At 67.4% G+C, this 23,493-nt stretch carries 19 protein-coding genes; 5 read left to right on the forward strand and 14 right to left on the reverse strand.

The window, feature by feature from the left end; all coding sequences use genetic code 11:
- Positions 1-4: 4 nt before the first annotated feature.
- The 4 genes from ACQPYH_RS13580 to ACQPYH_RS13595 form a co-directional block, all read right to left on the reverse strand.
- The gene (locus ACQPYH_RS13580; RefSeq protein ID WP_432890837.1) at positions 5-430 is read right to left on the reverse strand and encodes an SRPBCC family protein; all 426 of its coding nucleotides are present in this window, start codon (positions 428-430) and stop codon (positions 5-7) included.
- The gene (locus tag ACQPYH_RS13585) at positions 427-1,323 is read right to left on the reverse strand and encodes an N-acyl homoserine lactonase family protein (RefSeq protein WP_432890840.1); all 897 of its coding nucleotides are present in this window, start codon (positions 1,321-1,323) and stop codon (positions 427-429) included. Before ACQPYH_RS13585 ends, ACQPYH_RS13580 begins: the two co-directional genes overlap by 4 nt.
- A 105-nt stretch (positions 1,324-1,428) precedes the next feature.
- The gene (locus ACQPYH_RS13590) at positions 1,429-2,115 is read right to left on the reverse strand and encodes a Crp/Fnr family transcriptional regulator (RefSeq protein ID WP_432890843.1); all 687 of its coding nucleotides are present in this window, start codon (positions 2,113-2,115) and stop codon (positions 1,429-1,431) included.
- Positions 2,116-2,147: 32 nt separating this feature from the next.
- Positions 2,148-4,163 (reverse strand): MDR family MFS transporter, encoded by a 2,016-nt coding sequence (locus ACQPYH_RS13595; RefSeq protein ID WP_432890846.1) that lies wholly within the window; start codon positions 4,161-4,163, stop codon positions 2,148-2,150.
- Positions 4,164-4,259: 96 nt separating this feature from the next.
- On the opposite strand from ACQPYH_RS13595, the gene hemW reads away from it, so the two are divergent.
- The 3 genes from hemW to ACQPYH_RS13610 all read left to right on the forward strand — a co-directional run bounded on the left by hemW (position 4,260) and on the right by ACQPYH_RS13610 (position 9,385).
- The gene (hemW, locus tag ACQPYH_RS13600; protein ID WP_432890849.1) at positions 4,260-5,507 is read left to right on the forward strand and encodes a radical SAM family heme chaperone HemW; all 1,248 of its coding nucleotides are present in this window, start codon (positions 4,260-4,262) and stop codon (positions 5,505-5,507) included.
- Between the two features lie 96 nt (positions 5,508-5,603).
- Complete coding sequence (locus tag ACQPYH_RS13605) at positions 5,604-7,952, forward strand: polysaccharide lyase 8 family protein (protein ID WP_432890852.1); 2,349 nt, start codon at positions 5,604-5,606, stop codon at positions 7,950-7,952.
- A gap of 113 nt (positions 7,953-8,065) precedes the next feature.
- Positions 8,066-9,385, forward strand: coding sequence for a M60 family metallopeptidase (locus ACQPYH_RS13610; protein WP_432890855.1), 1,320 nt, complete (start codon positions 8,066-8,068; stop codon positions 9,383-9,385).
- Positions 9,386-9,421: 36 nt separating this feature from the next.
- On the opposite strand, the gene ACQPYH_RS13615 is transcribed toward ACQPYH_RS13610, so the two are convergent.
- The 6 genes from ACQPYH_RS13615 to ACQPYH_RS13640 all read right to left on the reverse strand — a co-directional run bounded on the left by ACQPYH_RS13615 (position 9,422) and on the right by ACQPYH_RS13640 (position 16,185).
- On the reverse strand, positions 9,422-10,222 hold the full coding sequence (locus ACQPYH_RS13615) for an ABC transporter ATP-binding protein (protein WP_432890858.1): 801 nt from the start codon (positions 10,220-10,222) through the stop codon (positions 9,422-9,424).
- Positions 10,219-11,115, reverse strand: a complete 897-nt coding sequence (locus tag ACQPYH_RS13620; protein ID WP_432890861.1) for an ABC transporter ATP-binding protein — start codon at positions 11,113-11,115, stop codon at positions 10,219-10,221. The genes ACQPYH_RS13615 and ACQPYH_RS13620 overlap by 4 nt, the downstream gene beginning before the upstream one ends.
- Positions 11,112-11,957, reverse strand: coding sequence for an ABC transporter permease (locus tag ACQPYH_RS13625; RefSeq protein ID WP_432890863.1), 846 nt, complete (start codon positions 11,955-11,957; stop codon positions 11,112-11,114). Before ACQPYH_RS13625 ends, ACQPYH_RS13620 begins: the two co-directional genes overlap by 4 nt.
- A 90-nt stretch (positions 11,958-12,047) precedes the next feature.
- Entirely contained in the window at positions 12,048-13,037 is a 990-nt protein-coding gene (locus tag ACQPYH_RS13630) for an ABC transporter permease (protein WP_432890866.1), read from the reverse strand.
- A gap of 9 nt (positions 13,038-13,046) precedes the next feature.
- Positions 13,047-14,744: an ABC transporter substrate-binding protein gene (locus ACQPYH_RS13635; RefSeq protein ID WP_432890869.1), complete on the reverse strand. Its 1,698-nt coding sequence runs from the start codon at positions 14,742-14,744 to the stop codon at positions 13,047-13,049.
- A gap of 226 nt (positions 14,745-14,970) precedes the next feature.
- Complete coding sequence (locus ACQPYH_RS13640) at positions 14,971-16,185, reverse strand: ROK family transcriptional regulator (protein ID WP_432890871.1); 1,215 nt, start codon at positions 16,183-16,185, stop codon at positions 14,971-14,973.
- Between the two features lie 73 nt (positions 16,186-16,258).
- Between ACQPYH_RS13640 and ACQPYH_RS13645 the strand changes: the two genes are divergently transcribed.
- Positions 16,259-17,110: a LacI family DNA-binding transcriptional regulator gene (locus ACQPYH_RS13645; protein WP_432890874.1), complete on the forward strand. Its 852-nt coding sequence runs from the start codon at positions 16,259-16,261 to the stop codon at positions 17,108-17,110.
- A gap of 430 nt (positions 17,111-17,540) precedes the next feature.
- Here ACQPYH_RS13645 and ACQPYH_RS13650 read toward each other — a convergent pair whose 3' ends face one another.
- Genes ACQPYH_RS13650 through ACQPYH_RS13665 form a run of 4 tightly spaced genes read right to left on the reverse strand, consistent with a single transcriptional unit; the run spans position 17,541 to position 22,303 of the window.
- Positions 17,541-18,800 carry an alpha-L-fucosidase gene (locus ACQPYH_RS13650; protein ID WP_432890877.1) on the reverse strand — a complete coding sequence of 420 codons (1,260 nt, stop codon included), beginning with the start codon at positions 18,798-18,800 and terminating at the stop codon, positions 17,541-17,543.
- A complete protein-coding gene (locus tag ACQPYH_RS13655; RefSeq protein WP_432890879.1) occupies positions 18,797-20,452 on the reverse strand; it encodes an extracellular solute-binding protein in 1,656 nt (551 codons plus the stop codon). The genes ACQPYH_RS13650 and ACQPYH_RS13655 overlap by 4 nt, the downstream gene beginning before the upstream one ends.
- Before the next feature lie 10 nt (positions 20,453-20,462).
- The gene (locus ACQPYH_RS13660) at positions 20,463-21,356 is read right to left on the reverse strand and encodes a carbohydrate ABC transporter permease (protein WP_432890882.1); all 894 of its coding nucleotides are present in this window, start codon (positions 21,354-21,356) and stop codon (positions 20,463-20,465) included.
- Positions 21,353-22,303, reverse strand: a complete 951-nt coding sequence (locus ACQPYH_RS13665; RefSeq protein WP_432890884.1) for an ABC transporter permease — start codon at positions 22,301-22,303, stop codon at positions 21,353-21,355. Before ACQPYH_RS13665 ends, ACQPYH_RS13660 begins: the two co-directional genes overlap by 4 nt.
- Positions 22,304-22,500: 197 nt before the next feature.
- On the opposite strand from ACQPYH_RS13665, the gene ACQPYH_RS13670 reads away from it, so the two are divergent.
- Entirely contained in the window at positions 22,501-23,490 is a 990-nt protein-coding gene (locus ACQPYH_RS13670; RefSeq protein WP_432890887.1) for a hydroxyacid dehydrogenase, read from the forward strand.
- Positions 23,491-23,493 lie beyond the last annotated feature (3 nt).

Genomic DNA, 23,493 nt, shown 5'->3' on the forward strand with positions numbered 1-23,493 from the left:
TGGGTCACTGCTCGAGGAGTTGCTTCAGTGCGGTGAGGTTTGCGGCGACCGCGGACTTGATGCGGGCGAGGGCGATCGGGGCCAAGAGCTTCAGTGGACCGGGCGGCTGGAGGTCGACCGTATTGGTGAGGAGCGCGCCGCCGTCGACCGCGTCGAGGGTGTAGGTGAGGACGGCTGGAAAGGAGTTGAGGGTGCCCTGAACTGTGAGCTTCTGGTCAGGGATGAGCTCGACGATCTCCAAGGATTCCGACGTGTGGACGGGGATGGTGCGGGTCTGCACATAGCGGGTGCCCACGCGAGGTGGGCCGGGGGTGAGCTGGCGGGTTTCGGAGAGGGCGTAGTTCCAGTGCGGGAGGTTCTCGAGGTTTGCCAGGTAGGTGAAGACCGTGGTCGGTGGACGGTCGATGGTGATCGTGTTGGTGAATTTCATTGCGGCCGCCGGGAGCTGTCGACGAGGCGCTGCGCCGCGGTCGGGTCGTGGGCGGGGAGGATGACGAGGCCGGGTAGTTGCTCGGCGAGCGCCAGGACGTTGTCGGTCGTACGGGCGAGCTCGCTCCGGACGCCAACGCCTGGCAGTTGACGGCGTTCGAGCAGGCCGGCCTCGTACGTGAGGTCGCCGACCATCAGCAGTGGCGGCAGCTCGCGCCGGCGTACGAGCATCGACATCGACCCAGGCGTGTGACCAGGCGTCGGGAACAAGAGGATCGATCCGTCGCCCATGACGTCGAACGCTCGCGGGAAGGACACGAGATCGACATCGGTGCTGAAGTCGACGTGTTTCCAGCGCGCGCCGGGTACGTCGATATGCGCCCGCAGGAAGCCGCGAGCCTCGGGGGAGAACCCGGACAGCTGGTCCCACTCCGACGACGTGATCAGCAGTTCACTGCCGCCGAGCTGAGGGATCCCGCCGATGTGGTCCTGGTGCAGGTGCGAGATGACCGCCTTGTCGACGTCAGCGGTCGAGTACCCGAGCGTGCCCAGTTGTGCGTCAAGCGTCTCGTGCTCGGCGATGTGGAATTTGGCCAACCGGTCGTAGACGACCCCGTTGAACCCGCCCGGGAAGTACGACGGATCGGTCACCGAGGCGCGATCCTGACCGGTGTCGAACAACACCAGTCCGTTCGCGTGCTCGACGACGTACACGTTGATCGGGCGGGCCGGCAGCCAGCGGCGGGACGTGAGCAGCCACCAGTACAGCGGCTTCCGCGAGCCGTACGCGTGTTCGGGGTGGATCTCGACGCTGCCGGTGCTGATCACCGACACCGCCTTGACCGGGTCGCCGGTGCCACTGCGCGCCGGCAATCTGGTTGCTTCCGTGGACATCTGAACTCCCTTCGGGCCCCGACGGATTCGGGGCCGAGGGCATCAGTCTTCGCCCGGGTCGGCGGCCGCGTCTGTGACTTTTGTAGTGCGTGGGAGTAACCGAGGTCACGCGTCGTCGGGGTTCCAGGTCTGGTCGTGGAGACCGGTGGCATCGAGGATGTGGACCTTGTCGGCGGAGGTCGCGACCAGCCCGGCCAGCCGGAACTCTCGCAGTACGCGCGCCACCACCTCGCGGACCGATCCGACGGAATCCGCGAGGTCCTGCTGGGACACCCGGGCGACGAGTTCGCCGCGTGGACCCTGCTGGGTCGACGCGAGGTCCAGCAAGTGCGAGGCGACCCGCTGTCGCACGGTGCCAAAAGTGTTGATCGCGGTCTGCTGCAGGTTCTCGTACAGCCGGCGACTGAGCTCCTCCGCCACCGCCCACGCGACCCGGCTGTCGGTACGCGCGGCAGTCGTCAGCAACCCGGCATCGATCCGGAAGAGCGTGCACTCCGAGAGCGTCTGGACGCCGACATCGGCCGGTCCCGCGACGAGCACGGCGATCCCGAGTACGTCGCGACCTCGCGCGTACCGGACCGTCACCTGACGCCCTTCCGGCGAGGACATGTAGACACGCAGCAACCCGCGAACCACCAGCAGTGCGCGCGGAGAGGAGCGCTCACGGTACAGCGTGCTGCCGGCGGGGTAATCGATCCGATCACCCGTCGCCAGCAGCCGCTCGATCAGCTCACCCGGCAGCCCACCGAGGAAGCTGCCGGCCAGAGCCGTCGCCACGTCCCCATCAGCCACCCCGCAAGCATGATCCAACTACTCCGCCGACGCTACTGACTACCGACCAGGGCGGCGGCGTGTTTGCCGGTGGTGAGGGATTGGCCTTGGTCGATCATTTGTTCGGCGATCCGGTCTACGGCGTGGGAGAAGGCTTCGGAGTTCTCGGGGTCCCAGTCGGTGAGGCGGTCGAGCATCCAGATCCGGAAGGCGCCGACGAAGCGCTGGAACATCTCCATGCCGAGCTGGGTGAAGCGGTACTGGCCGAGAGTCTCGGAAAGGTAGCCGCCGGCAACCAGTTGGCTGGCGAGGGGTTCCAGCGCGCCGGGTGGCATGCGGAGGTCGCCGGTCATCTCGGCCAGGGTCGCGGAGCCCTTCTCGGCGCCGCCGCGGAAGACGCGCATGATCATCCAGGCCTGGGCGTTGCTGAGCGGGATACCGGACTCGGCCAGGACCTCGGGCGCGGGGTTGCGCTTGTGGTGCTGTACGACGAGGGCCGCGAGCTTCTGGAGTTCGTGCTCGGAATCGAACGACGACGGCGCCGCGAAGTTCTCGCCGACGTCGGACGCAGCCATGCGCGCGCTGTCGCGGAGCGGAACTTCCTTCAGCATCAGCGCGGTCAGGAACCCGAGCGCCGCCACCGGGACGGCCCACAAGAACACGGTGTGCAAGGAGTCGGCGTACGCCGCCGTCACCGCCGACCGCATCGACTCGGGGAGGTTGCGCACGCCGTCGACCGTCGTCACCACCCGCGGATCCGCGCCCGTGGCCCGGACGGCTTCCTCCAAGTGAACCGGCAGTTGGTGGGAGTAGATCGACCCGAACACTGCCACCCCGAACGAGCTGCCCATCGTGCGCAGGAAGCTCACCCCGGACGTCGCGACCCCGAGGTCCGCGTAGTCGACGGTGCTCTGAACGACGACCGTGGGGACCGGCATGCACAGGCCAACACCCACTCCGAGTACGACCATGTACCCGGCCGTCACGACGTACGACGTGGAGTTGTCGAGCAGAGAGAGCAGGAACAGCCCGACACCGATCAGGATCGTGCCGACGATCGGGAACAGCCGGTAGCGGCCGGTCTTGCTGATGGTCTGACCGGTCACGACCGACGCGACTAGCAGCCCGCCGACGAGGGGCAGCATCTGCAGGCCGGACTCCGTCGCCGAGGCGCCGTGCACGAACTGCAGGTACGTCGGCAGGTACGTGACCCCGCCGAGCATCGCGAACCCGATGATGAAGCTCATCACCGCGCACACTGTGAACACCCCGGACCGGAACAAGCGCAACGGCAGCAACGGTTCCGCGGCCCGCTGTTCGACCAGGATAAAGAGGCCCAGGGCAACGAGTGAGCCGATCGCCATCGAGATGATGACTGGCGAGGTCCAGTCGTACTCGTTGCCGCCCCACGTCGTCACCAGCGTCAGCCCGGTCGCGGCGAGCGCGATGAACAGGATGCCGAGATAGTCGATCTTCGGCCGTTCCGGCGCCTTCACCGACGGCAACGAGATCGAGGCGACGATCAGGACGACGATGCCGAGCGGGATGTTCACGTAGAACGCCCACCGCCAGCTCAGGTGGTCGACGAACAGCCCGCCGAGCAGCGGACCGGCGACCGTCGAGACGCCGAAGACCGAGCCCATCACGCCCTGGTACTTCCCGCGTTCGCTCAGCGGTACGACGTCCGCGATCACGGCCATCGCGGTCACCATCAGACCGCCGGCGCCGAGGCCCTGGATCGCGCGGGAGCCGACCAGCCACAGCATCGAGTCGGCCATCCCGCACAGGGCCGAGCCGGCGAGGAACAGCACGACGCTGATCAGGAACATCCGCTTACGCCCGTACAGGTCGCCGAACTTGCCGATCAGCGCGGTCATGATCGTCTCGGCGAGCAGGTACGACGTGACCACCCAGGACAGGTGGTTGGCGCCGCCGAGGTCACTGACGATGGTGGGCAGCGCGGTCGCGACAATCGTTTGATCGAGGGCCGCGAGCAACATTCCGAGCATGATCGCGACGATGACCGCGTTCCGGGTGCCGCGTCCGACAGGCTGAGCCTCGGTCTCCATAAGCCGAATGTAGCTATTTCAGGACATCCTGTTACCACGAAACGACGGAGATCCGGTCAAGAATGAGGCCCTGCCCGAGGTCCGTAGGATGGGTGGGTGCCGTCAACATTGCCCGAGGGGGAGGTTGCGCCCCTGGACGGGGCGTTGCCGGAGTCCGCCGTACGCGAAGCCGCGAGCCGGCCGTTGGGGTTCTACCTGCACGTGCCGTTCTGTGCGTCGCGGTGCGGGTACTGCGACTTCAACACCTACACCGCGCGCGAGCTCGGCGGCGGTGGCTCGCAGGCGTCGTACGCCGAGACCGCGGTCCGTGAGGTGCTTCTGGCGCGTCGCGTGCTGGGGGAGCTCGACCGGCCGGTCGACACCGTGTTCTTCGGGGGAGGTACGCCGACGTTGCTGCCGGCGGCCGATCTCGGGAAGATGCTGGCCGCCGTACGCGACGAGTTCGGGCTGGCTCCTGACGCGGAGGTGACGACCGAGGCCAACCCCGAGTCGGTCGACCCCGCGTACCTCGAGGAGCTGCGCGCGGTTGGCTTCAACCGGGTCAGCTTCGGCATGCAGAGTGCGTCGTCGCATGTGCTCAAGATCCTCGATCGCCAGCACACTCCGGGGCGAGCGTTGCAGGCGGTCAAGGAGGCGACCGCGGCCGGCTTCGAGCACGTCAACCTCGATCTGATCTACGGGACGCCGGGCGAGTCGCTGGATGACTGGCGCGCTTCGCTCGAGTCGGCGTTGTCCGCTCAGCCCGATCACGTGAGCGCTTATGCGTTGATCGTCGAGGATGGGACGCAGTTGGCGCGGCGGATCCGGCGCGGTGAACTGCCGATGCCGGACGACGACGATCTCGCCGACAAGTACGTCCTGGCCGACGAGCTGCTGTCGGCCGAAGGCCTGCGCTGGTACGAGGTCTCCAACTGGGCCCGCAGTACGGCGGCCCGCTGCCGTCACAACGAGCTCTACTGGCGCGGCGACACCTGGTGGGGCATCGGCCCCGGCGCCCACAGCCACGTAGCCGGCACCCGCTGGTGGAACGTCAAGCACCCCACCGCGTACGCCGAACGCCTGAACGCCGGCGAAAGCCCGGCCCACGCGCGCGAAACCCTCGACCCCGACACCCGCCGGGTCGAACGAGTGCTGCTCGAGGTCCGGCTGTCGGAAGGCCTCCCACTCGACGTTCTCGACGAGCCGGGCCAAGCCGCAGTGGACCAGCTGGTCGCCGACGGATTGGTAGTGATCGCCGACACCTCCCGCACGAATCTCGGCAAGCGCGGGGTAAGCCAGCGGCTTGTGCTGACTGATCGGGGGCGGTTGTTGGCTGATGCTGTGGTGAGGGATCTGCTTCCGTGAGAAGTGATCAGAAGTGATCGTAGCTGGCTGTTGACGACTGTTGTGCGCAGGCGGCAGGATCTGCGGTAAGCGTTTACTACCTCTCGAGGAGTCGCGATGCCGCCCAGTTTTCGTCGTCGACTGTTGCTTCAGGCCGGGGTTGCCGCCGGCGCGATCAGTGCGATAGGTCTGCCCACCCGAGCTTTCGCGGACGACGAGTACGACGTACTCCGAGCCCGCTGGACCGAGCTCAACACCGGTGGAGCGATCGACACCACCGACCCGGCGTACGCCGACGCGCTCGGCAAGCTGACCGCGCAGGCGCAGCAATACACCAGCACGATGATCACCACGGCCGACCGGACCGCGCTCTGGCCGGATCTGCCGTTGAGCCCGACCAGCGGGAACTTTTCGATCAGCTACACGCGCCTGAAGACGATCGCGTTGGCCCGCGCGACCACCCAGAGCACCGACTGGGGCGACGAGCTGAGCGGCGCTCTCGACTTCCTCAACGCGACCGCCTACAACGAGACCCTCAAAGAGACCGGCAACTGGTGGTTCTGGGAGATCGGCGCCCCCCGCGCCCTCCTCGACACCTGCATCCTCGCGTACGACGCCCTCGAAGCGGCCCAACTCACCGCGTACGTGAAGGCCGTCGACCACTTCGTCCCCGACCCGAACCGCCGGACCAACTCGCCGACCCTCCGCGAGACGGGTGCGAACCGCGTCGACAAGGCGCTGATCACCGCCCTCCGCGGCATCGTCGGCAGGTCTGCCGACAAGCTCGCCGCCGGCCGCGACGCGCTGAGCGACGTCGCCGAGTCCGGCAAGAACAGCATCTTCACGTACGTCACCAGCGGCGACGGCTTCTACCGCGACGGCTCGTTCATCCAGCACGGCAACCTCGCGTACATCGGCACCTACGGCAACGTCGCGCTCGGCGGAGTCGCGAACCTCACCGCCCTCCTCGGCGGCTCCACCTGGGAGATCGCCGACCCGAACCGCGCCGTCCTCCTCGACGCGGTCGAGGCGAGCTTCGCACCGTTCATGACCGACGGCCTGATGATGGACTGCGTCTCCGGCCGCGCGATCTCCCGCGAGGCCGCCGGCGACCACCGCAACGGTCACGCCACCACGTCGACCGTGCTACTCCTGGCGAGCGGCGTCGCCGAGCCGTACGCCTCCCGCTTCAAGGCCCTCGCCAAGGGCTGGATCACCCGGGACCGCCTGAACGACTACCTCCCCGGCGCGTCGATCCCCGAGATCTCCCGGGCCAAGGCTCTCCTCGCCGACACCGCCGTCGAACCCGCGCCCGCGGTCCCGCGACACTTCCAGTTCTACAACCAGGACCGCGTCATCCATCGCCGCCCCGGCTGGACCTTCGCGATCGCGATGTCGTCGAAACGGATGGCCCGCTACGAGTGGGGCAACGGCGAGAACCTCCGCGGCTGGTACGTCGGCGACGGCATGACCTACCTGTACACCGACGACCAATCGCAGTACTACGACGCCTACTGGCCGACGGTCGACGCACAACGCATGCCAGGTACGACGGTCAGCACGCAACCACGCCAACCCGGCGGCACCGGTGCAGGCACTGGCACCGTCGCGGCGTACGCGGACTGGGTCGGCGGAGCGTCGTACAAGGACCTCGCCGGCGCAGTCGGCATGCACCTGATCAACTACGACAAGACGTTGCAGGCAAGGAAGTCGTGGTTCTGCCTGCGCGACTCGGTTGTTGCCCTGGGCGCCGGTATCACCGGAACCGACGGCTACCCGGTCGAGACGATCGTCGAGAACCGCAACCTGCACGAGAACGGCACGGCGGCGATCCTGGTCAGCGGTCGACCAGCAGCCGGCACGTACGACGACCCGAGGTGGGCGCATGTGGACGGCGTCGCCGGCTACATCTTCCCGAGCGGCGGCCGCCTCAGGACGGAGCGCGAGAACCGCACCGGGTCCTGGTCGGAGATCAACATCGGCAACGACACGGCCGGCTCGACCACGCCGCGCACCCGCCGCTACGCCAAGCTCGTCCTCGAGCACGGCACCACAACAGGCGAGTACGCCTACATTCTGTTGCCTAAAGCATCCAGTCGGCAGACGGCCGAGCGCGCGCATGACCCAGGGCTGACTGTCCTTGCCAACACCGCGAACGTTCAGGCCATCCGGTCTCACATCGAGAGTCTGACGCTCATCAACTTCTGGGCAGCCGGCACGGTAGCTGAGATCACGAGTGATGGACCTGCGTCGGTGGTGGTGGGGAAGGACGGACGGACGACCACTGTCGCCGTGTCTGATCCGAGCCGGACCGTGCAGATCCTCAGGCTGACGATCAAGAAGCCGATCCGCAGCATCGTCACGAAGGACGACAGCGTGACCGTGGTCGAGACCGGCAGTCAGCTGGTGCTCGATGTCGCCGTTGGTGGCACCAACGGCAAGACGCACACCGCATCGTTCCACTGAGTTCCACTGAGTTCCACTGAGTTCCACTAGGTTTCCGAAAAGCAACCGGGGTCGGCAATCCGTGCCGGCCGGGTCGCCGGTGGCTGGCAGTTCAACCAGGAGGTTGTTCGATCATGCCGCAGTACACGAGGCGACGTGTCCTTCAGGTAGCAGGAGCAGGCTTGGCATTGGCCGCCGTACCAACGATGGCCCGAGCCGAATCCGGTCACACGTTCACCATCCGCGCGCTCCCGTCGGCGCGCACGACCGAGCTCGACCGCACCCAGGACTCGCTCAGCGCCACCGAACTCCGCTCGACCGGCTTCTACTTGCCCGCAGCAACAGCTCTCAACGTAGTCGTCCACGATGGCCCACCCCCGACGCTCGTGATCGGCGCACCCGATGCCGACGCGCGACCTGAGTTCAAGGCGTCCCGCGAGTACCCGCTCCAGCCCGGCCGCAACACGATCACCGACGCCGGCGGTGGTGTCGTCTACCTCAAGCTGATCGGCGACACCGGTCAGGCCAAGGTCACCATCGGCGACCAAGTCCAACCGATGCCGTACTTCGTCCTCGGCTGCACCGGCGAAGCGGACTTCCAACGCCAGCTCGACGCCCACACCACGCCGTACGTCGAACTTGTCAGCCCGCACGCGATCCTCACCGTCGAACGCGCGTCGGCCCTCACCTACCGCACCGAGAACCACACCGACCTGCTCTCCACCTACGGGGACATCATCCGGATCGAGGACGCCACCAGCGGGTACGACGGATCCGCGCCGGTGCACGCTCGTCTCGTACACACGTACCACTTCGTCGGCTACCCGTCCGCGATCACCGGCGTCGGCGCGTACGCGACCCACGGCCACATGTCCTTCCCGCCGCCGATCCAGGACCGGATGCTGACCGTGGAAGGCCTGCGGATGCGCGGCTGGGGCATCTATCACGAACTCGGCCACCAGCATCAGCAGATCACCTACAAGCCCAACTCGTTGACCGAGGTCACGGTCAACATCTACTCGCTCGCCGTCAACGCGGTCTTCGCCACGAAGTACGGCCAGCAGCCGCGCCTGCACGCACCCGACGCGAAGACCGGCCTCACCCCGTGGCAGAGCGCGCCCGGCAAGCTGCGATCACCGGGCGTCAGCTACGGCACGACGTTCGACCCGTACGAGAAGCTGGTCATGTTCGAGCAGCTGAGACTTGCCTTCGGCAACGACTTCTGGCCGAACCTGCACAAGCTCGTCCGGGTAGAGCGCCCGTACGCCAGCGACTACACCGACGAGGTGCTCCGCCTCCGCAACCTCGTCGTACTCTGCAGCCGCACGGCGGGTCACGACCTGAGCGACTTCTTCCGTGCCTGGGGCGTTCCGGTCGACGCCGAAGCAACCGCCCAGCTCGCCGCACTCAACCTGACCCCGCCGCCGACCGACCCGACCGCCATCCGGGAGTGAGCCAACGCTGAGGGCGCCCCAAAGCCGGGGGTGCCCTCAGCGCCCGAGTTCGGCCAACCGGCGCTCCGGCGCAGGAGACGCCTCGGCGAGCAGTTGCGTGTACTCATGCTGGGGATTCAGGATCACGTCATCAGCCGGGCCGTGCTCGACAACCGCGCCGTGGTACAGAACCATGATCTCGTCGCTGAAATGCCGCGCGGTCGCGAGGTCGTGGGTGATGTAGAGGACCCCGAGATTCTCCTCCCGCTGCAGGGCGGCGAGCAGGTTGAGCACCCCCAACCGGATCGACACGTCGAGCATCGACACCGGCTCGTCCGCGACCAGGATCGCCGGCTCCGGTGCGAGCGCTCGCGCGATCGCAACTCGTTGCCGCTGGCCACCAGACAACTCGTGCGGCTTCCGGGTGACATAGTCCTCGTCCAGCCGGACCCGCCGCAGGAGCTCCGCCACGCGATCGGTCACCTGCTCGCGCGTGAAATCCGGATGATGCAGCTTCACCGGCCGGGCCAGGTGATGTCCGATCGTGTGGTACGGATTCAGCGACCCGAACGGATCCTGGAACACCATCTGCACGGCCTTCCGGTACGCCGCCGCGCGCGCACCGCGATACTGCATCGGCTCGCCGTCCACCAGGATCGATCCGGACGTCGGCCGCTCGAGCTGCATCAGCAGCTTGGCGATCGTCGACTTGCCCGAGCCGGACTGACCGACGAGCGCGATCGTGCGCCCCGGCTGCAACTCGAAGCTGACCTTGTCGACGGCACGTAGCCGCGTGGTCCGCAGGCCTTCGCGGAGCCGGTACTCCTTGACCACCTCACGCATTTCGAGGACGCTCATCGGCTCTCCATCTCGACGGCCTCAACGGTTTGCTCCGTCTCATCGAGCTCCACGGAAGTCAGGTCCCCGCTGCGGACGAATCCGCCGCGCTCGCCCGTCAGACTGGGGAACGACGAGAGCAGCCGCCGCGTGTAAGGGTGCTTGGGTTTCGTGTAGAGCGTTAGGGCATCGTCCAACTCGACGATCAGCCCGGCCCGCATCACAGCGATCCGGTCGCTGATCTCCAGCAGCAGCGGCAGGTCATGGGTAATGAAGATGACCGCGAACCCGAGCTCGGCCCGCAGCCGGGTGATCTCGAGCAGAATCTCCCGCTGTACGACGACGTCGAGCGCGGTCGTCGGCTCGTCCATGATCAGCACCTGCGGCTCGAGCGCGAGCGCCATCGCGATCATCACGCGCTGCCGCATCCCGCCGGACAGCTCGTGCGGATACGCGCGGAGCCGGTTCCGCTCGACGCCGACCCGCTCGAGTAGCTCGCCGCAACGGATCCGGCGTTCCGCTTTGGTCAGCTCGGGCCGGTGCGTGATGTACACGTCCTCGAGCTGCTCGGAGATCCGCAGTACCGGGTTGAGCGAGTTCATCGCGCCCTGGAAGACCATCGCGATCTTGTCCCAGCGGAACGCCCGCAGATCGTCCCCGGCCAGACCCGACAGGTCGACGTCGTACCCTTCCCGCGACGAGAACACGACGCGTCCCGAGGTGATCCGCGCCGGCGGCTTGAGCAGCCGGGTGATCGCGTACGCGAGCGTCGACTTCCCGCAGCCGCTCTCGCCGGCCAGGCCGAGGATCTCGCCGCGTTCCAACGTCAGCGAGACCTCGCGCACCGCATGCACGGTGGTCTCGGCGAGGTAGTCGATGCTGAGATTCTCGATGCTGAGCACGGGACTACTCATGCCTTCACGCTCCACTTGTTGCGCTCGGCGCGCGTCTGCGAGCGCAGCTTCGGGTTGATGATCTCGTCGATCGAGAAGTTGATCAGCGACAGCGCCGCACCGAACAACGCGATCGCCAGGCCTGGCGGCGCGAACCACCACCAGGCTCCGAGCCGGAGCGCGAGCCCGTTCTGTGCGTAGAACAGCATCGTGCCCCAGGTGAACGACCCGGACGCGCCGAGGCCGAGGAACGACAGCCCCGCCTCGCCGAGGATCGCGAAGATCACCGCGAACACCACCTGCGACGCGAGCAGCGGGATCAGGTTCGGCAGGATCTCGACGAACAGGATCCGCCAGCGTTTCTCGCCGCTGATCTTTGCTGCGAGCACGTAGTCGCGGCTGCGCACGCTCAGGGTGAAGCCGCGCAGGACGCGCGCGGACCCCGCCCAGCTGGTGATCGCGAGGACCGCGGCCACCAGCCAGATCGACTTGTTCGGTACATAGCTGGAGATCAGGATCACCAGCGGCAGGCCGGGGATGACGAGCATGATGTTGGTGAACAGCGAGAACGCCTCGTCCGCCCAGCCGCCGACGAACGCCCCGACGATGCCGAAGAACGACGACAGCAGCAGCGTGAGTGCGCCGACCACGAGGCCGATGATCAGCGAGCCGCGGGTCGCGTAGGCGAGCTGGGCGAAGACGTCCTGACCGGTCTGGGTGGTGCCGAGCAGGAAGCCGTTGCCCGGAGCGGTCAGTCCCATGTCGCGGACGGTCGACGGGTTGCCGACGACGAGCGGTCCGATCACGCCGAACAGGACGATCACGCCGGCGATGCTCAGCCCGACGCCCAGCTTCAGCGTCATCGGCGGCAGCCTGCGCCGGGCCGGCGCCGCCTCCGAGGTCGCGGCCTGCGCTGCTCCTTCAGTGGTGATGGCCAAATCAGTTCACCCCGTTCAGGATCGCGCGCGGGTGCGCGGGTCGATGACGCCGTACAGCAGGTCGACGAGCAGGTTGGCGCCGAGGACCGCGAGCGTGATGATCAGGAAGACGCCTTGCATCAGCGCGTAGTCGTTGTTGCCGACGGCAAGCAGCAGCGCGGAGCCGATCCCGGGGTACGTGAACACCGCCTCGGTGACGATCGAGCCCGCGACCACGAAGCCGAGCGAGATCGCGAACCCGGAGATCGACGGCAGGATCGCGTTCCGGGCGACGTAGCGCGAACGGATCCGCCTCGGGGTCAGGCCCTTCGCCTCGGCGGTGACGACGAAGTCCTCGGACAGCGTCGAGACCATCATGTTGCGCATCCCGAGCATCCAGCCGCCGATCGACGAGATGACGATGGTCAGCGCCGGGAGCGTGCCGTGGTACACGATCGACTGCGCGAACGGCAGGTTCCACCCCGGCGTCACGGAGTACACGTCGTACCCGCCGTTGAGGGGGAAGACCGGCCACGTGCTGCCGAGCAGGAACAGCAACAGCAGCGCCAGCCAGAAGTACGGCACCGACTGCAGCATCGTGGTGACGGGGATCAGGTTGTCGATCCACGACCCGCGGCGCCAGCCGGCGGCCCGGCCGAGCAGGATGCCGACGGCGAACGAGATCACCGTCGCCAGCCCGATCAGGCCGACGGTCCAGGGCAGCGTCTGGCCGATGACCTGGGAGACCGGCTCCGGGAAGTACGCGATCGAGGTCCCGAGGTTCCCGGACACCAGTTGGTGCAGGTACGTCCAGTACTGCGCCCACAGGGACGAGTGTGTGTCCGTCCCGAGCAGCGCCTCGATGGCTGCCCGGGTCGTCGGTGTGACCGGACCTTTCGTCGCCAGCTTGGACAGCATGAGGTCGACCGGGTTCCCCGGCATCAGCCGGGGAATCAGGAAGTTCAGCGTCAGTGCTGCCCAGAGAGCGGCGACGTAGAAGACGAGCTTTCGCAGCAGATAGCGCACAGTCAGCCGCTACTTGGCGGGGGTGATGGTCTTGAGCACGATCCCGGCGTCCCATGCCTTCCAGGCCGCGGGCAGGACGTAGGTGTTGTCCTTGGTCGGCCAGCCGGTCGCACGCGAGGTGTTGAACTCGGTGAGCATCGAGTTCACGTAGACCGGGATGTAGGGCAGCTGATCCGCGATGACGCCCTGGATCTTCGCGTACGCCGCCTTCTGCGCGGCCGGATCCGTCGTACCGGCCGCCGCCGTGAGGGCCGCGTCGACGGTCGGGTTCGAGAACCGGGACTGGTTGCCGGCCGACGCGCTCTTGCCGACCGCGGCGGTGTTCGTCGAGGCGAGCTTGCTGTCGTACGTGAAGTACGGGTTCGTGGAGGCGCCGAGGCCGACGGAGTCGAGCGACAGCTGGAACTTCCCGTTCGTCTGGGCGGCGTTCCACTCGTTCCACGAGACCTGGCTGGGCTTCAGCTCGATGCCGACCGCGGCCAGCTGCTGCTTGAGCGTGTCGTTGATCGAGATGTAGTCGCTCCAGCCCGTCACGGTCTGGACGGTCAGCGTCAGCCGCTTACCGGCCTTCGTCCGTACGCCGTCACTGCCCTTGGTCCAGCCGGCCGCGTCGAGGAGCTTGCCCGCCTCGTCGCCGTTCGCGCTCTGCGGAAGCTTGGCCGAGCCGGCGTCCGCGATCCAGCCGTCGTCGCGGCCGGGGAGCAGCAGCGTGGGTGATCCGACGCCCGCGACTCCACCGCCGGCCAGCTTGGCGAGCTGCTCGCGGTTCATGGCCAGGTAGATGGCCTTGCGTACTGCGGGATCGGTCTGCGGGCCGGCGCACCCGAGCTGGGCGTTGGAACACGTCACGATCACCGTCGTCATCACGGGAGTGTTGACGTAGGTCAGGTCCTTGTTGGACTTCATGATGTTGTCGATCCCGGGCAGGTACGCGCTCGCCCAGTCGACCTTGCCCGCGACGAGGGCGGCGCTGGCCGCGTCCGCCGACTGCACCGGCAGGTAGCGGACCTCCTTGATCGTGGGCTTGCCCGTCTCCCAGTACTGGTCGTTCTTCGTCAGCACGTAGCTCTGCGGTGTGAACGACTTCAGCTTGAACGGACCGGTGCCGACCGGGTTCTCGTTGAGGTTCGTGGTCGGGTCCTTGATGTCCTTCCAGATGTGCTCCGGCACGATCGCCTGGTTCGCGAGGACGGCGGGCTCCTGCATCAGGGACTTCGACTTGAACGTCAGTACGGCGGTGTCGTCCGCGGTGGCCTTGGCCGTCGCGGCGAGGCCGGAGGGGTTGAGCGCGGGGGTCTTCGCGACCAGGTTGAACGTGTAGGCGACGTCCGTCGCGGTGAACGGCTGGCCGTCGTTCCACTTGACGCCGTGGCGGAGCTTGATCGTGAGCTCGGTGCCGGCCGCGTTCCAGGAGTAACCGGTCGCAAGCACCGGGGTCGCCTCGGACTGCTTCGCGAAGTTGTACCAGTACAGCGGCTCGTAGATGACGCCGAGCGTCGGCTGCAACGCCGTGGAGCTGAACGGGTTGAAGTTCTTCGCCGTGATGTCGCCCGCCGCGACCGTGATCGAGGCGTCCTTCGCGGTCGCCTGGCCACCGCCGGTGGCGGCGCCGGAGCAGGCGCCGAGCGTGAGGGCCGTTGCGGTCACGGCGGCAACGGCGCTCACCAGGCGTCGAAGCCGGGGGCGGTTCGTGGAGTTCCGGAGCATGGGGGATTCCTTTCCGGGCATGCATGGTCCGCACCAACGCGGTCCTTGGAACGCGTCACCCGGCAGCCGGCCAGGGAAGCTGGGCGGTAACTTAGTTGGCCTAATAAACTTGGCGCAAGGGTTCGGGCGGGTAACGATTTGACCGCGCAGGGTCGCGAGCGCGCGCCGACAGGCGTGGGAGGGCCGGGCGACGGGGCGGCGCGGAGGGGCGGCGCCGGGGCGGCAGCTAGGCGGAGATCGCGTGCTCGGACTTGAGCATCATCAGCGCGGCGCCGATCGCCGCCGCGTCGTGCCCGCGCTCGTCCAGCACCACTTCGGTGCCGACGCTGCGCCCGAAGACCGAGCTCAGGATCCGCTCCTGCAGGATCGGCAGGTAGATCGTCCCGGCGACGGCGAAGGCCGGCCCGGTGAGGACCAGGAGTTGTACGTCGTACATGTTGGCGATCGTCTGCGCGCCGATGGCGATCCACGCGGCGCTGTCCCGGATGATCGCCTCCGCGCGGGAGTCCCCGCTCAAGGCCAGCCGGGCGATGGCGGCGAAGGCGGCGACACCGGAATGCCGGTGCGAGCCGAGATCGAGCCCGGCCGCGCGCGCCTTCTCGACGACGGCGGCCGGCCCGGCGAGCGCCTCCAGGCAGCCGGTGCCTCCACACCAGCAGCGCGGACCGCCGATCTGGACGCAGATGTGCCCGACCTCGCCGGCGTTGCCGTGCGCGCCCTGGTAGACGTTGCCGTTGAGTCGCAGGCCGGAACCGATGCCTTCGCTCATGAACAGCGCCGCCATCACCGAGACGTCGTGGCTGGTGGTGAGGCGGGTGCCTGCCGCGGCCGCGGTCGCGTCGTTCTCGAGCAGTGCGGGCATCCCGAGCAGTTCTTCGAGGCGGCTGCGGATCGGGAAGCCGACCCAGCGCGTCATCGACGGCGGCGCCGACGTGACTCCGCGGTTGCGGATCAGCGGGCCGGGGCAGACGAAGCCGAGGCCGAGGACGAGCGCCGGATCGACGCCGGAGCGCGCGATCAGCTCGCGGGTCTCGTTCGCTACCCGCTCGACGACCTGCTCGGGGTCGCTCTCGTCTCCCGGACCGTCCCGCCGCCAGCGCGCGACGACGCCGCCGGCGTAGTCGACCAGCACGTACGTCAGGTGGTCCTCGCTGAGGTGTACGCCGACGACGTACCGCGCCGCCGCCCGGATCTGCAGCAGCGTGCGTGGCTTGCCGCCGATGGAGGTCGACGTACCGCGACCGGTCTCGGCGACCAGGCCGTCGTCGATCAGCCGGCGGACGACCGCGGTGACCGATGGTGCCTTCAGGCCGGTGAGCTGGGTAAGTTCGACCCGGCTGAGGGTGCCGGCGGAGCGGATGCGGTCGACGATCAGGGCGCGACTGCTCGTCGGCGCCGGATCGTAGCCCGGCGACTGCGAGGAGTCGCTGACCTGCTGCATCGGTCCATCCGCCTTCTGTCCGGTTAGTTAGATCTGTGAATATAGTGGGAACGGCCGCCTAGGAGGGCAGTTTATGCAGGACGTGACGCCCCGGGATCGCATTGCCGGGCTGGTGCTGGCGCGTCCTGACCGGGTCCTCGGGATGGAACCGTTCATGGCCGACGTCGTCCAGGGCATCGAGGAGTACTTCGCCGGGCGGCGCTGCAGCCTGCTGATCGAGTTCACCGCGGACGTCGCCGGCGAGATCGAGATCTGGCGCCGCTGGGTGGCTCAGGAGTACGTCGACGGGATCGTCATGGTCGATCTCCGCAGTGACGACCCCCGGCTGGACGAGCTGGTGCGCCTGCGGACACCGGGGGTGCTGCTCGGCGGGCCTGAGCTGCAGGCGCCGATCACGAACGTGCTGGTCGACAACGCCGAAGGCGCGCGGGCGGCGGTTCGTGCGCTCGCCGACCTCGGGCACCGCGACATCGCCAGGGTGAGCGGTCCACGCGACATGGTGCATTGCCAGGCCCGGGACGAGGCGTTCATCGCGACCTGCGCCGAGCGCGACGTGCGGGGGCAGCTGATCGAGGGTGACTACTCCGAGGAGTCCGGCCGCGAGGCGACCCGGCAGTTGCTGACCGGCGGCCGGGTCCCCAGTGCGGTTGTCTATGACAACGACCTGATGGCGATCGGTGGTCTCACCATCGCGAAGGAACTGGACGTCGCGGTCCCCGAGGAGCTGTCCATCATCGCGTGGGACGACACCGCCGTCGCCCGGCTCGCGCATCCGCCGTTGAGCGTGGTCACCGTCGACGTCCACGGGCTCGGCACGATCGTGGGCGAGGCGATCCTCGCGGCGATGGACGGCGCCGACGTGACGACGTACCACGTCCCGAAGCCAACAATCCGGCTAACACCCTCGACAACCAGCCGAAAATAGAGGGCTATCCAGAGGCGAGGGTTATTCAGGAGTCTTGGATGAAGCCGCGGGGAAACGGATTCGGCGGAGTGGCTGACGCCGGCGGCCACCCGGTCGGCTGGTTCGCCGAGTCGTGGAGAATGGCGCCGGGCCGGTACGCCGAGTCGTGGACAGCGGCTGCAAAATATCGCCAGAACCCACGACTCGGCGAACCCGACACCGGATCCGGTTGGTGTCTGGGCAGGCTCGGCGGTGCAAGCGAACCCGGACCGGACATCGAAGCATTTCGTCTTCTCTGGTCTTCAAGCTCTTCCCACGGTCCCACCGCGCTTCCACGGCGGCGGACTGACCGAGGACTTCTGAATAGCCTCTCTTCTTGGTCTTTCCCTGCAGGTCTCATGGGACGAAGGCACCCGCCGGGTCGAGGTGGGTGCCTTCGTCGTACTGGGGGTTACTTGTCGAGGAAGAGTTCGATCACGCAGGTGTCGACGGCGGGGGCGCGGTTCGGCAGTTTCAGCGTGAGGGTGTTGTCCGGTAGGCCGGCGAGATGGGTGTGGCCGGGTGCTGACGGGTCGACGGTGACGCGCCGGACCTCGGACGCGTCGTGCAGGAACTGTGCGTACGAGACCTTGTCGCCGAGGCCGGGTAGGTGGAGGTGCCCCATCGGCCACGCGAAGATGTGCAGGTAGAGCCGGCGGCCGTTCTGGGTGTAGCGGCAGTCGGCGGGCGGGACGTACGTGCTCGGGCCGCAGCCGCGGATCGAGCGTTCGTGGAGTCGCATCCAGTCGCCGATGCCCTCGAGGACCTTCGTAGCGCGTGATTCCCAGGCGCCGCGGCCGTTCGGGCCGACGTTGAGCAGCATGTTGCCGCCCTTCGAGACAGCGTCGACCAGCATCCGGATCAGCAGCGCCGGCGACTTCCAGTCGTGGTTGTCGCGGTGGTAGCCCCAGCTGCCGTTCAGCGTGTGGCACGCCTCCCACGGCACCTGCGTACCGTTGCCAGCAGCAACCTCACTCCCCGGCGGCTGCACCTGCTCGGGCGTGGTGAAGTCGCCTGAGCCGAGGCCTAGCCGATTGTTGACCAGGATCCCCGGCTGCAGCTCGCGCACCATCTGCAGCAGCTCGGCCGACCGCCACTCGTCCGGCCCCTTCGCGTTGAACCCGCGATCGGCGTACGAGAAGTCGAACCACATCACGTCGATCTTCCCGTACTCCGTCAGCAGCTCGCGGACCTGTCCGTGCAGGTAGTCCGCGTACTTCGAGACGTCGCGATCCGCCGTACGGTCGATGAAGTCGACGTCCTTGCGCTGCGGGTGGTACAGGTCGACCGGGAACTCGGGATGGTGCCAGTCGAGCAGCGAGTGGTACAGCCCGATCTTGAACCCGCGCTCGCGGAACGCCTCGACCATCGGCGCGAGCAGATCCTTGCCCCACGGCGTGTTCGGGGCCGAGTAGTCAGTCAGCTTGGAGTCCCAGAGGCAGAACCCGTCGTGATGCTTCGTGGTGATCACGAGGTACCGCATGCCGGCGTTCCAGGCGTCCTCGGCCCATCGCTCCGGGTCGTAGAGATCCGGCGAGAAGTGGTCGAAGTACGGCTGGTAGTCCGCGTCGGTGAGCTGCTCGTACGACTTGACCCACTCGTGCCGCGCGGCGGCCGCGTAGATGCCCCAATGGACGAACAGCCCGAACCTTGCCTCGGTCAACCAACTCATCGCGGGCTCGCACCGCCCCCGAGCGCCGACTCGAACTCGCCGCGGATCTTGTCGCCGCCGTCCTTCGCCCACTTCTTCACCGCCGCGTCGAACGCGCTGATCGGCTTCCGGCCGGCGATGACATCGTTGCGTACGTCGGTCAGCGGCTGGCCGATGTCGCCACCCGACTTGTCGTTGGTCGGCGAGATCAGCGACGCCGTCGGGTCCTTGACGACCATGCCGATCAGCTTGGTCAGGTCCTCGTGCGCGCGGTCGACGTACGTCGTCGAGTCGGTGTTGTAGAGGGCCTGCGGCGCGGCGGTGATGTACTTCCACGGCACGGTCAGCTCGGCCTCGCCCTTGCTGGTCAGCTTCGGGTTGCCCTTCGCGTCGCGGGTGAAGTCGACACCCTCGACGCCGTACGTGAGCAGCAGGTTCTCGGTGCTGCCGAACGGGGCGGCGAAGAAGTTCGCGACCGCGAGCAGCTCCCTGGCGCGGGTGTCGTCGGCCTTCTTCATCAGCGTGTACGCGAACAGGATGTTGTCCGACCAGGTGTTCGCCTTGCCGCCCTTCGGCGCCATCGGGACGAACGCGCGCGGGTCGTTCTTCGGGTCCAGGCGGGACATGTCCTTGACGTAACCCGAGTAGCCCGGGAAGCCGTCGTACACCAGCGCGCCCTTGCCGGAGCGGAACGCGTTCTTGCGGGCCGTGCCGTCGATGCCGTCGGAGCCCGGGACGAGCACCTTGGCCTTGACCAGTTCGATCGCGAACTCGAGCGCCGCCTTGTACTCCGGGGTCTCGAAGCTGCGGACCAGCTTGCCGCCGTCGAGCTGCCAGCCGTTCGGTACGCCGAACATCTGCTGGATCATCGTGAAGAACGTGTTGCCCTTCGAGTTCACGATCGCCCAGCGACCTTGCTGCGGCTTGGTCAACTCCTTGCACGCGGCAAGGAAGTCTTCTGCGGTGGCCGGGTAGTCGACGCCGGCCTCGTCGAACATCCGCTGGTTGTAGAAGCCGGCGCCGCCGGTGATGCTGCGCGGGATCGGCAGCCCGTAGATCTTGTCCTGGACCACGCACGCCTGCCAGATCACCGCGGGGATGTTGGCCAGGTTCGGATAGTCCTTGACCTTGTCGCCGGACAGGTACGGCGTCAGATCCGTGCACTTGGCCGCGAGGAACGCGGGCAGGTTGTTGACCGCGGTCGGGTCGGTGAGCAGCACCAGGTCCGGAAGCTGGTTCGCGGCCAGCATGGTCTGGAACTTGGTCGCCCAGTCGCTGTCCGGAACGATGGTCAGATCGAGGGTGCCGCCCAGCTTCTGCTCGACGGCCTGCCAGGCGGCGTTCTTGTCGCGCGCCGGCGGCAGCGGGTCGAAGATGTCGGTCATCACGCTGACCTTGCCGCCGTTGAGCGGCGGCTTGGGCACCGTGGTGACGAGGTCCTTCGGGTACGTCCGGTACCCCGGCGGCACGCCGTCCGCCGTACCGGGGAGATCCGGCTTCGGGCCGGTGAAGGCGACGTACGTCGGGAGCGTCACCGAGGAGGCGCGGGCGGTGCCGGCCGCCGTACTGCCGTTGCTGCAGGCAACCAGCGTGGGTACGCCGGTAGCGCTCATCACGGCGACGCCTACTGCGCTCCGCAGGAAGCTTCTGCGACTGAGCGATGGGGTGGTCACGGTCTTTCTCCTAACCCTTGATGGCGCCGGTGAGTACGCCCTTGGTGAAGTAGCGCTGCAGGAACGGATAGACGCAGAGGATCGGGACGAGCGCCACGACGACGACCGCCATCTGCACGGCCTGGATCGACGCGACCGCCTCGCCGGGCGATTCGGTTCCGCCGCCGACAGGTTGTCCCTGCAGGACGTAGAGACGAAGTACGAGCGGCAACGGCCATTTGTTGGTGTCGTTGAGGTAGAGCAAGGCGTTGAAGAACGCGTTCCAGTGGCCGACCGCGTAGAACAGTGCGACGACGGCGAGGACGGCCTTCGAGAGTGGGAGCACGATGCGGATCAGGATCGCGAGGTCGCCGGCGCCGTCGATCCGGGCGCTGTCCAGCAGCTCGGACGGGATGTTCTGGAAGAAGTTGCGCAGGATCAGGAAGTTGAAGGCGCTGACCAGGCCGGGCACGATCAGCGCCGCGTACGAGTCGTAGAGGCCGAGCGCCTTGATCAGCAGGAAGTTCGGGATGATGCCGGCGCCGAACAGCATCGTGAACAGTACGGCGGTGAGCACGAACCGCCCGCCGACGATCGGCCGGCTCAACCCGTACGCGAGCGCGATCGTGACGACCAGATTGAGCGCCGTACCGATGATCGTGATGCCGGCGCTGACCAGCAACGCGTGGCTGACGACGCCGCCCGCGAAGATCGTCCGGTACGCCGCCAGCGTCGGCTCGCTCGGGAACAACGGGATGATGCCGCCGCGCTTCGTGATCTCGGACTCGCCGGCCAGGCTGGTCGCGACGATGTTCACGAACGGGTAGAGGACGAGCAGGCAGACGATCGCGATCACGACGCCCTTGATCGCCAGGCCGAGTCTGCTCGGTGCCTCCATCCACGGGGGCCGTTGCGAAGTCGTCATTTGCTGTAGATCCCTTCGTGGCCGAAGCGGTGGGCGAGCTTGTTCGCGCCGAGGATCAGGACCAGGCCGATCAGGCCCTTGACCAGGCCGACCGCGGCGGCCGGACCCCATTGGCCGTCGAGGACGCCGTGGAAGTAGACGTACGTGTCGAGTACCTCGGCGGCGTCCGCGCCGACCGCGTCGCGCTGGAGCAGGATCTGCTCGAAGCCGACCGAGAGGATGCTGCCCAGGTTGAGAATCAGCAGCAGCAAGGTGACGGGCACTATGCCCGGCAATGTCACGTGCCACAGCCGTTTCCACCGGTCGGCGCCGTCGATCGCGGCCGCTTCGTAGTGCTCGGTGTCGATGTTGAGGAGCGCGGCGAGGTAGATGATCGTGCCCCAGCCGGCGTCCTTCCAGATCAGCTGCAGCGTCACGAGCCACGGGAAGAAGCCGGAGCTGGTCATCAGGTCGACGCGCGGCAGGCCGAGGTCGCCGAGGAGCTGGGGGAGCAGCCCGGTGCCGCCGATGAGCTGCTGGCTGATCGAGATCAGGATCACCCAGCCGATGAAGTGCGGCAGGTAGACGACGCTCTGCACGAACCGTCTGATCTTCGGGCTGAGGATGCTGTTGAGCAGGAGGGCCAGGCCCAGCGGTGCGGGGAAGAACAGGACCAGCTGGAGTACGGCGAACTTCAGCGTGTTGAGCAGTGCGCGGTAGAAGTCCGGCTCGGCGAACACCGAGAAGTTGCCGAAGCCGACCCACGGGCTGCCCTTGAAGCCGAGGTACGGCTGGTAGTCCTGGAAGACGATCACGTTGCCGAGCAGCGGCACGTAGTGGAACACCACGAAGAACAGGAAGCCGGGCAGCACCAGCAGCAGCATCGTGCGGTCGCGGCGGAGCCGCTGACGCAGTCCTGGACCGGGCCCTGCCCGCCGCGCTGCGCGTCGCCGTACCTGCCGATGCATGTGGCCCTCCTGATAGTAAGCGTTTGCTGTCGTGATTGGCAGTAACCATGAAACGTTCACCGCCTTGCTGTCAAGCACTAACTGGAACTTGTCTTGACCTGTGGTGGTCGAGCTGTCTACGGTTTCTAGTAACCGTTTACTAGGAGTGATTCGTGCCGAACCCCCACGCTGTCCCGCGCCTACGCACCCTCGTAGCCATGCCCGTGGACACCTGGTCAGAGGTGATCACCCCAGCCGCCCGGCACCGGCTGGAAGACGCAGCCGACCTGCTCGGATTGGATCCGGGCGGTCGGCCGCGGTTGGAGGCGTCGTTCGACGAGGTGGGCGACGAGTTGGCTGCGGCGGAGGTGTTGCTGACCGGTTGGGGATGCCCGCGGATCACGGTCGACGTACTCGATGCGGCGCCGAAGGTGCGGGCGATCGTGCACGCGGCCGGGACGATCAAGACGTTCGTCGATCCGGCAGTGTTCGAGCGCGGGATCGAGGTGTCGTCGGCGGCCGCGGCGAACGCGATCCCGGTGGCGGAGTTCACGCTGGCGGCGATCGTGCTGGCTGGGAAGCGAGCGTTCCGGCACCGGGAGTGGTTCCGGGATTCGGGTGTGAAGAGACCGTTGCCTGGGGCACCGATTCTGGGAACGCTCGGTACGACGGTCGGCGTGCTGGGCGCGTCACGGATCGGTCGGCTGGTGATCGCGCGGTTGCGTTCGCTGGACGTCGAGGTGCTGGTGAGCGATCCGTACCTGAGCCCGGCGGAAGCTGCCGAGCTGGGTGCTCGATGGTGCGACCTGCCGACACTCTTCTCCGCGAGCGACATCGTCACGGTGCATGCGCCACTCCTGCCGGAAACCCACGGACTGGTCTCCGCGGAGCTGCTCTCGTCGATGCCGGACGGCGCGGTCTTGATCAACACCGCGCGTGGTGCGCTGGTAGATCACGCAGCTCTCGAACGCGAATGCGTCTCCGGCCGGCTGGACGCCGTACTGGACGTGACCGACCCCGAACCCCTACCGCCAGAATCTCCGTTGCTGCGGGCCCCCAACGTCTTCATTACCCCCCACCTAGCCGGGGCCATGGGCAACGAAACCACCCGCCTAGGTGAAGCGGCCGTAGCCGAGATCGAACGCCTCGCAGCCGATCAGCCGCTTGCCCACGGCATCAACCGCGCCGACCTGGGTCGCATCGCATGAGCC

Source organism: Kribbella sp. CA-245084, from assembly GCF_050942355.1.
Classification (GTDB): Bacteria; Actinomycetota; Actinomycetes; order Propionibacteriales; family Kribbellaceae; genus Kribbella.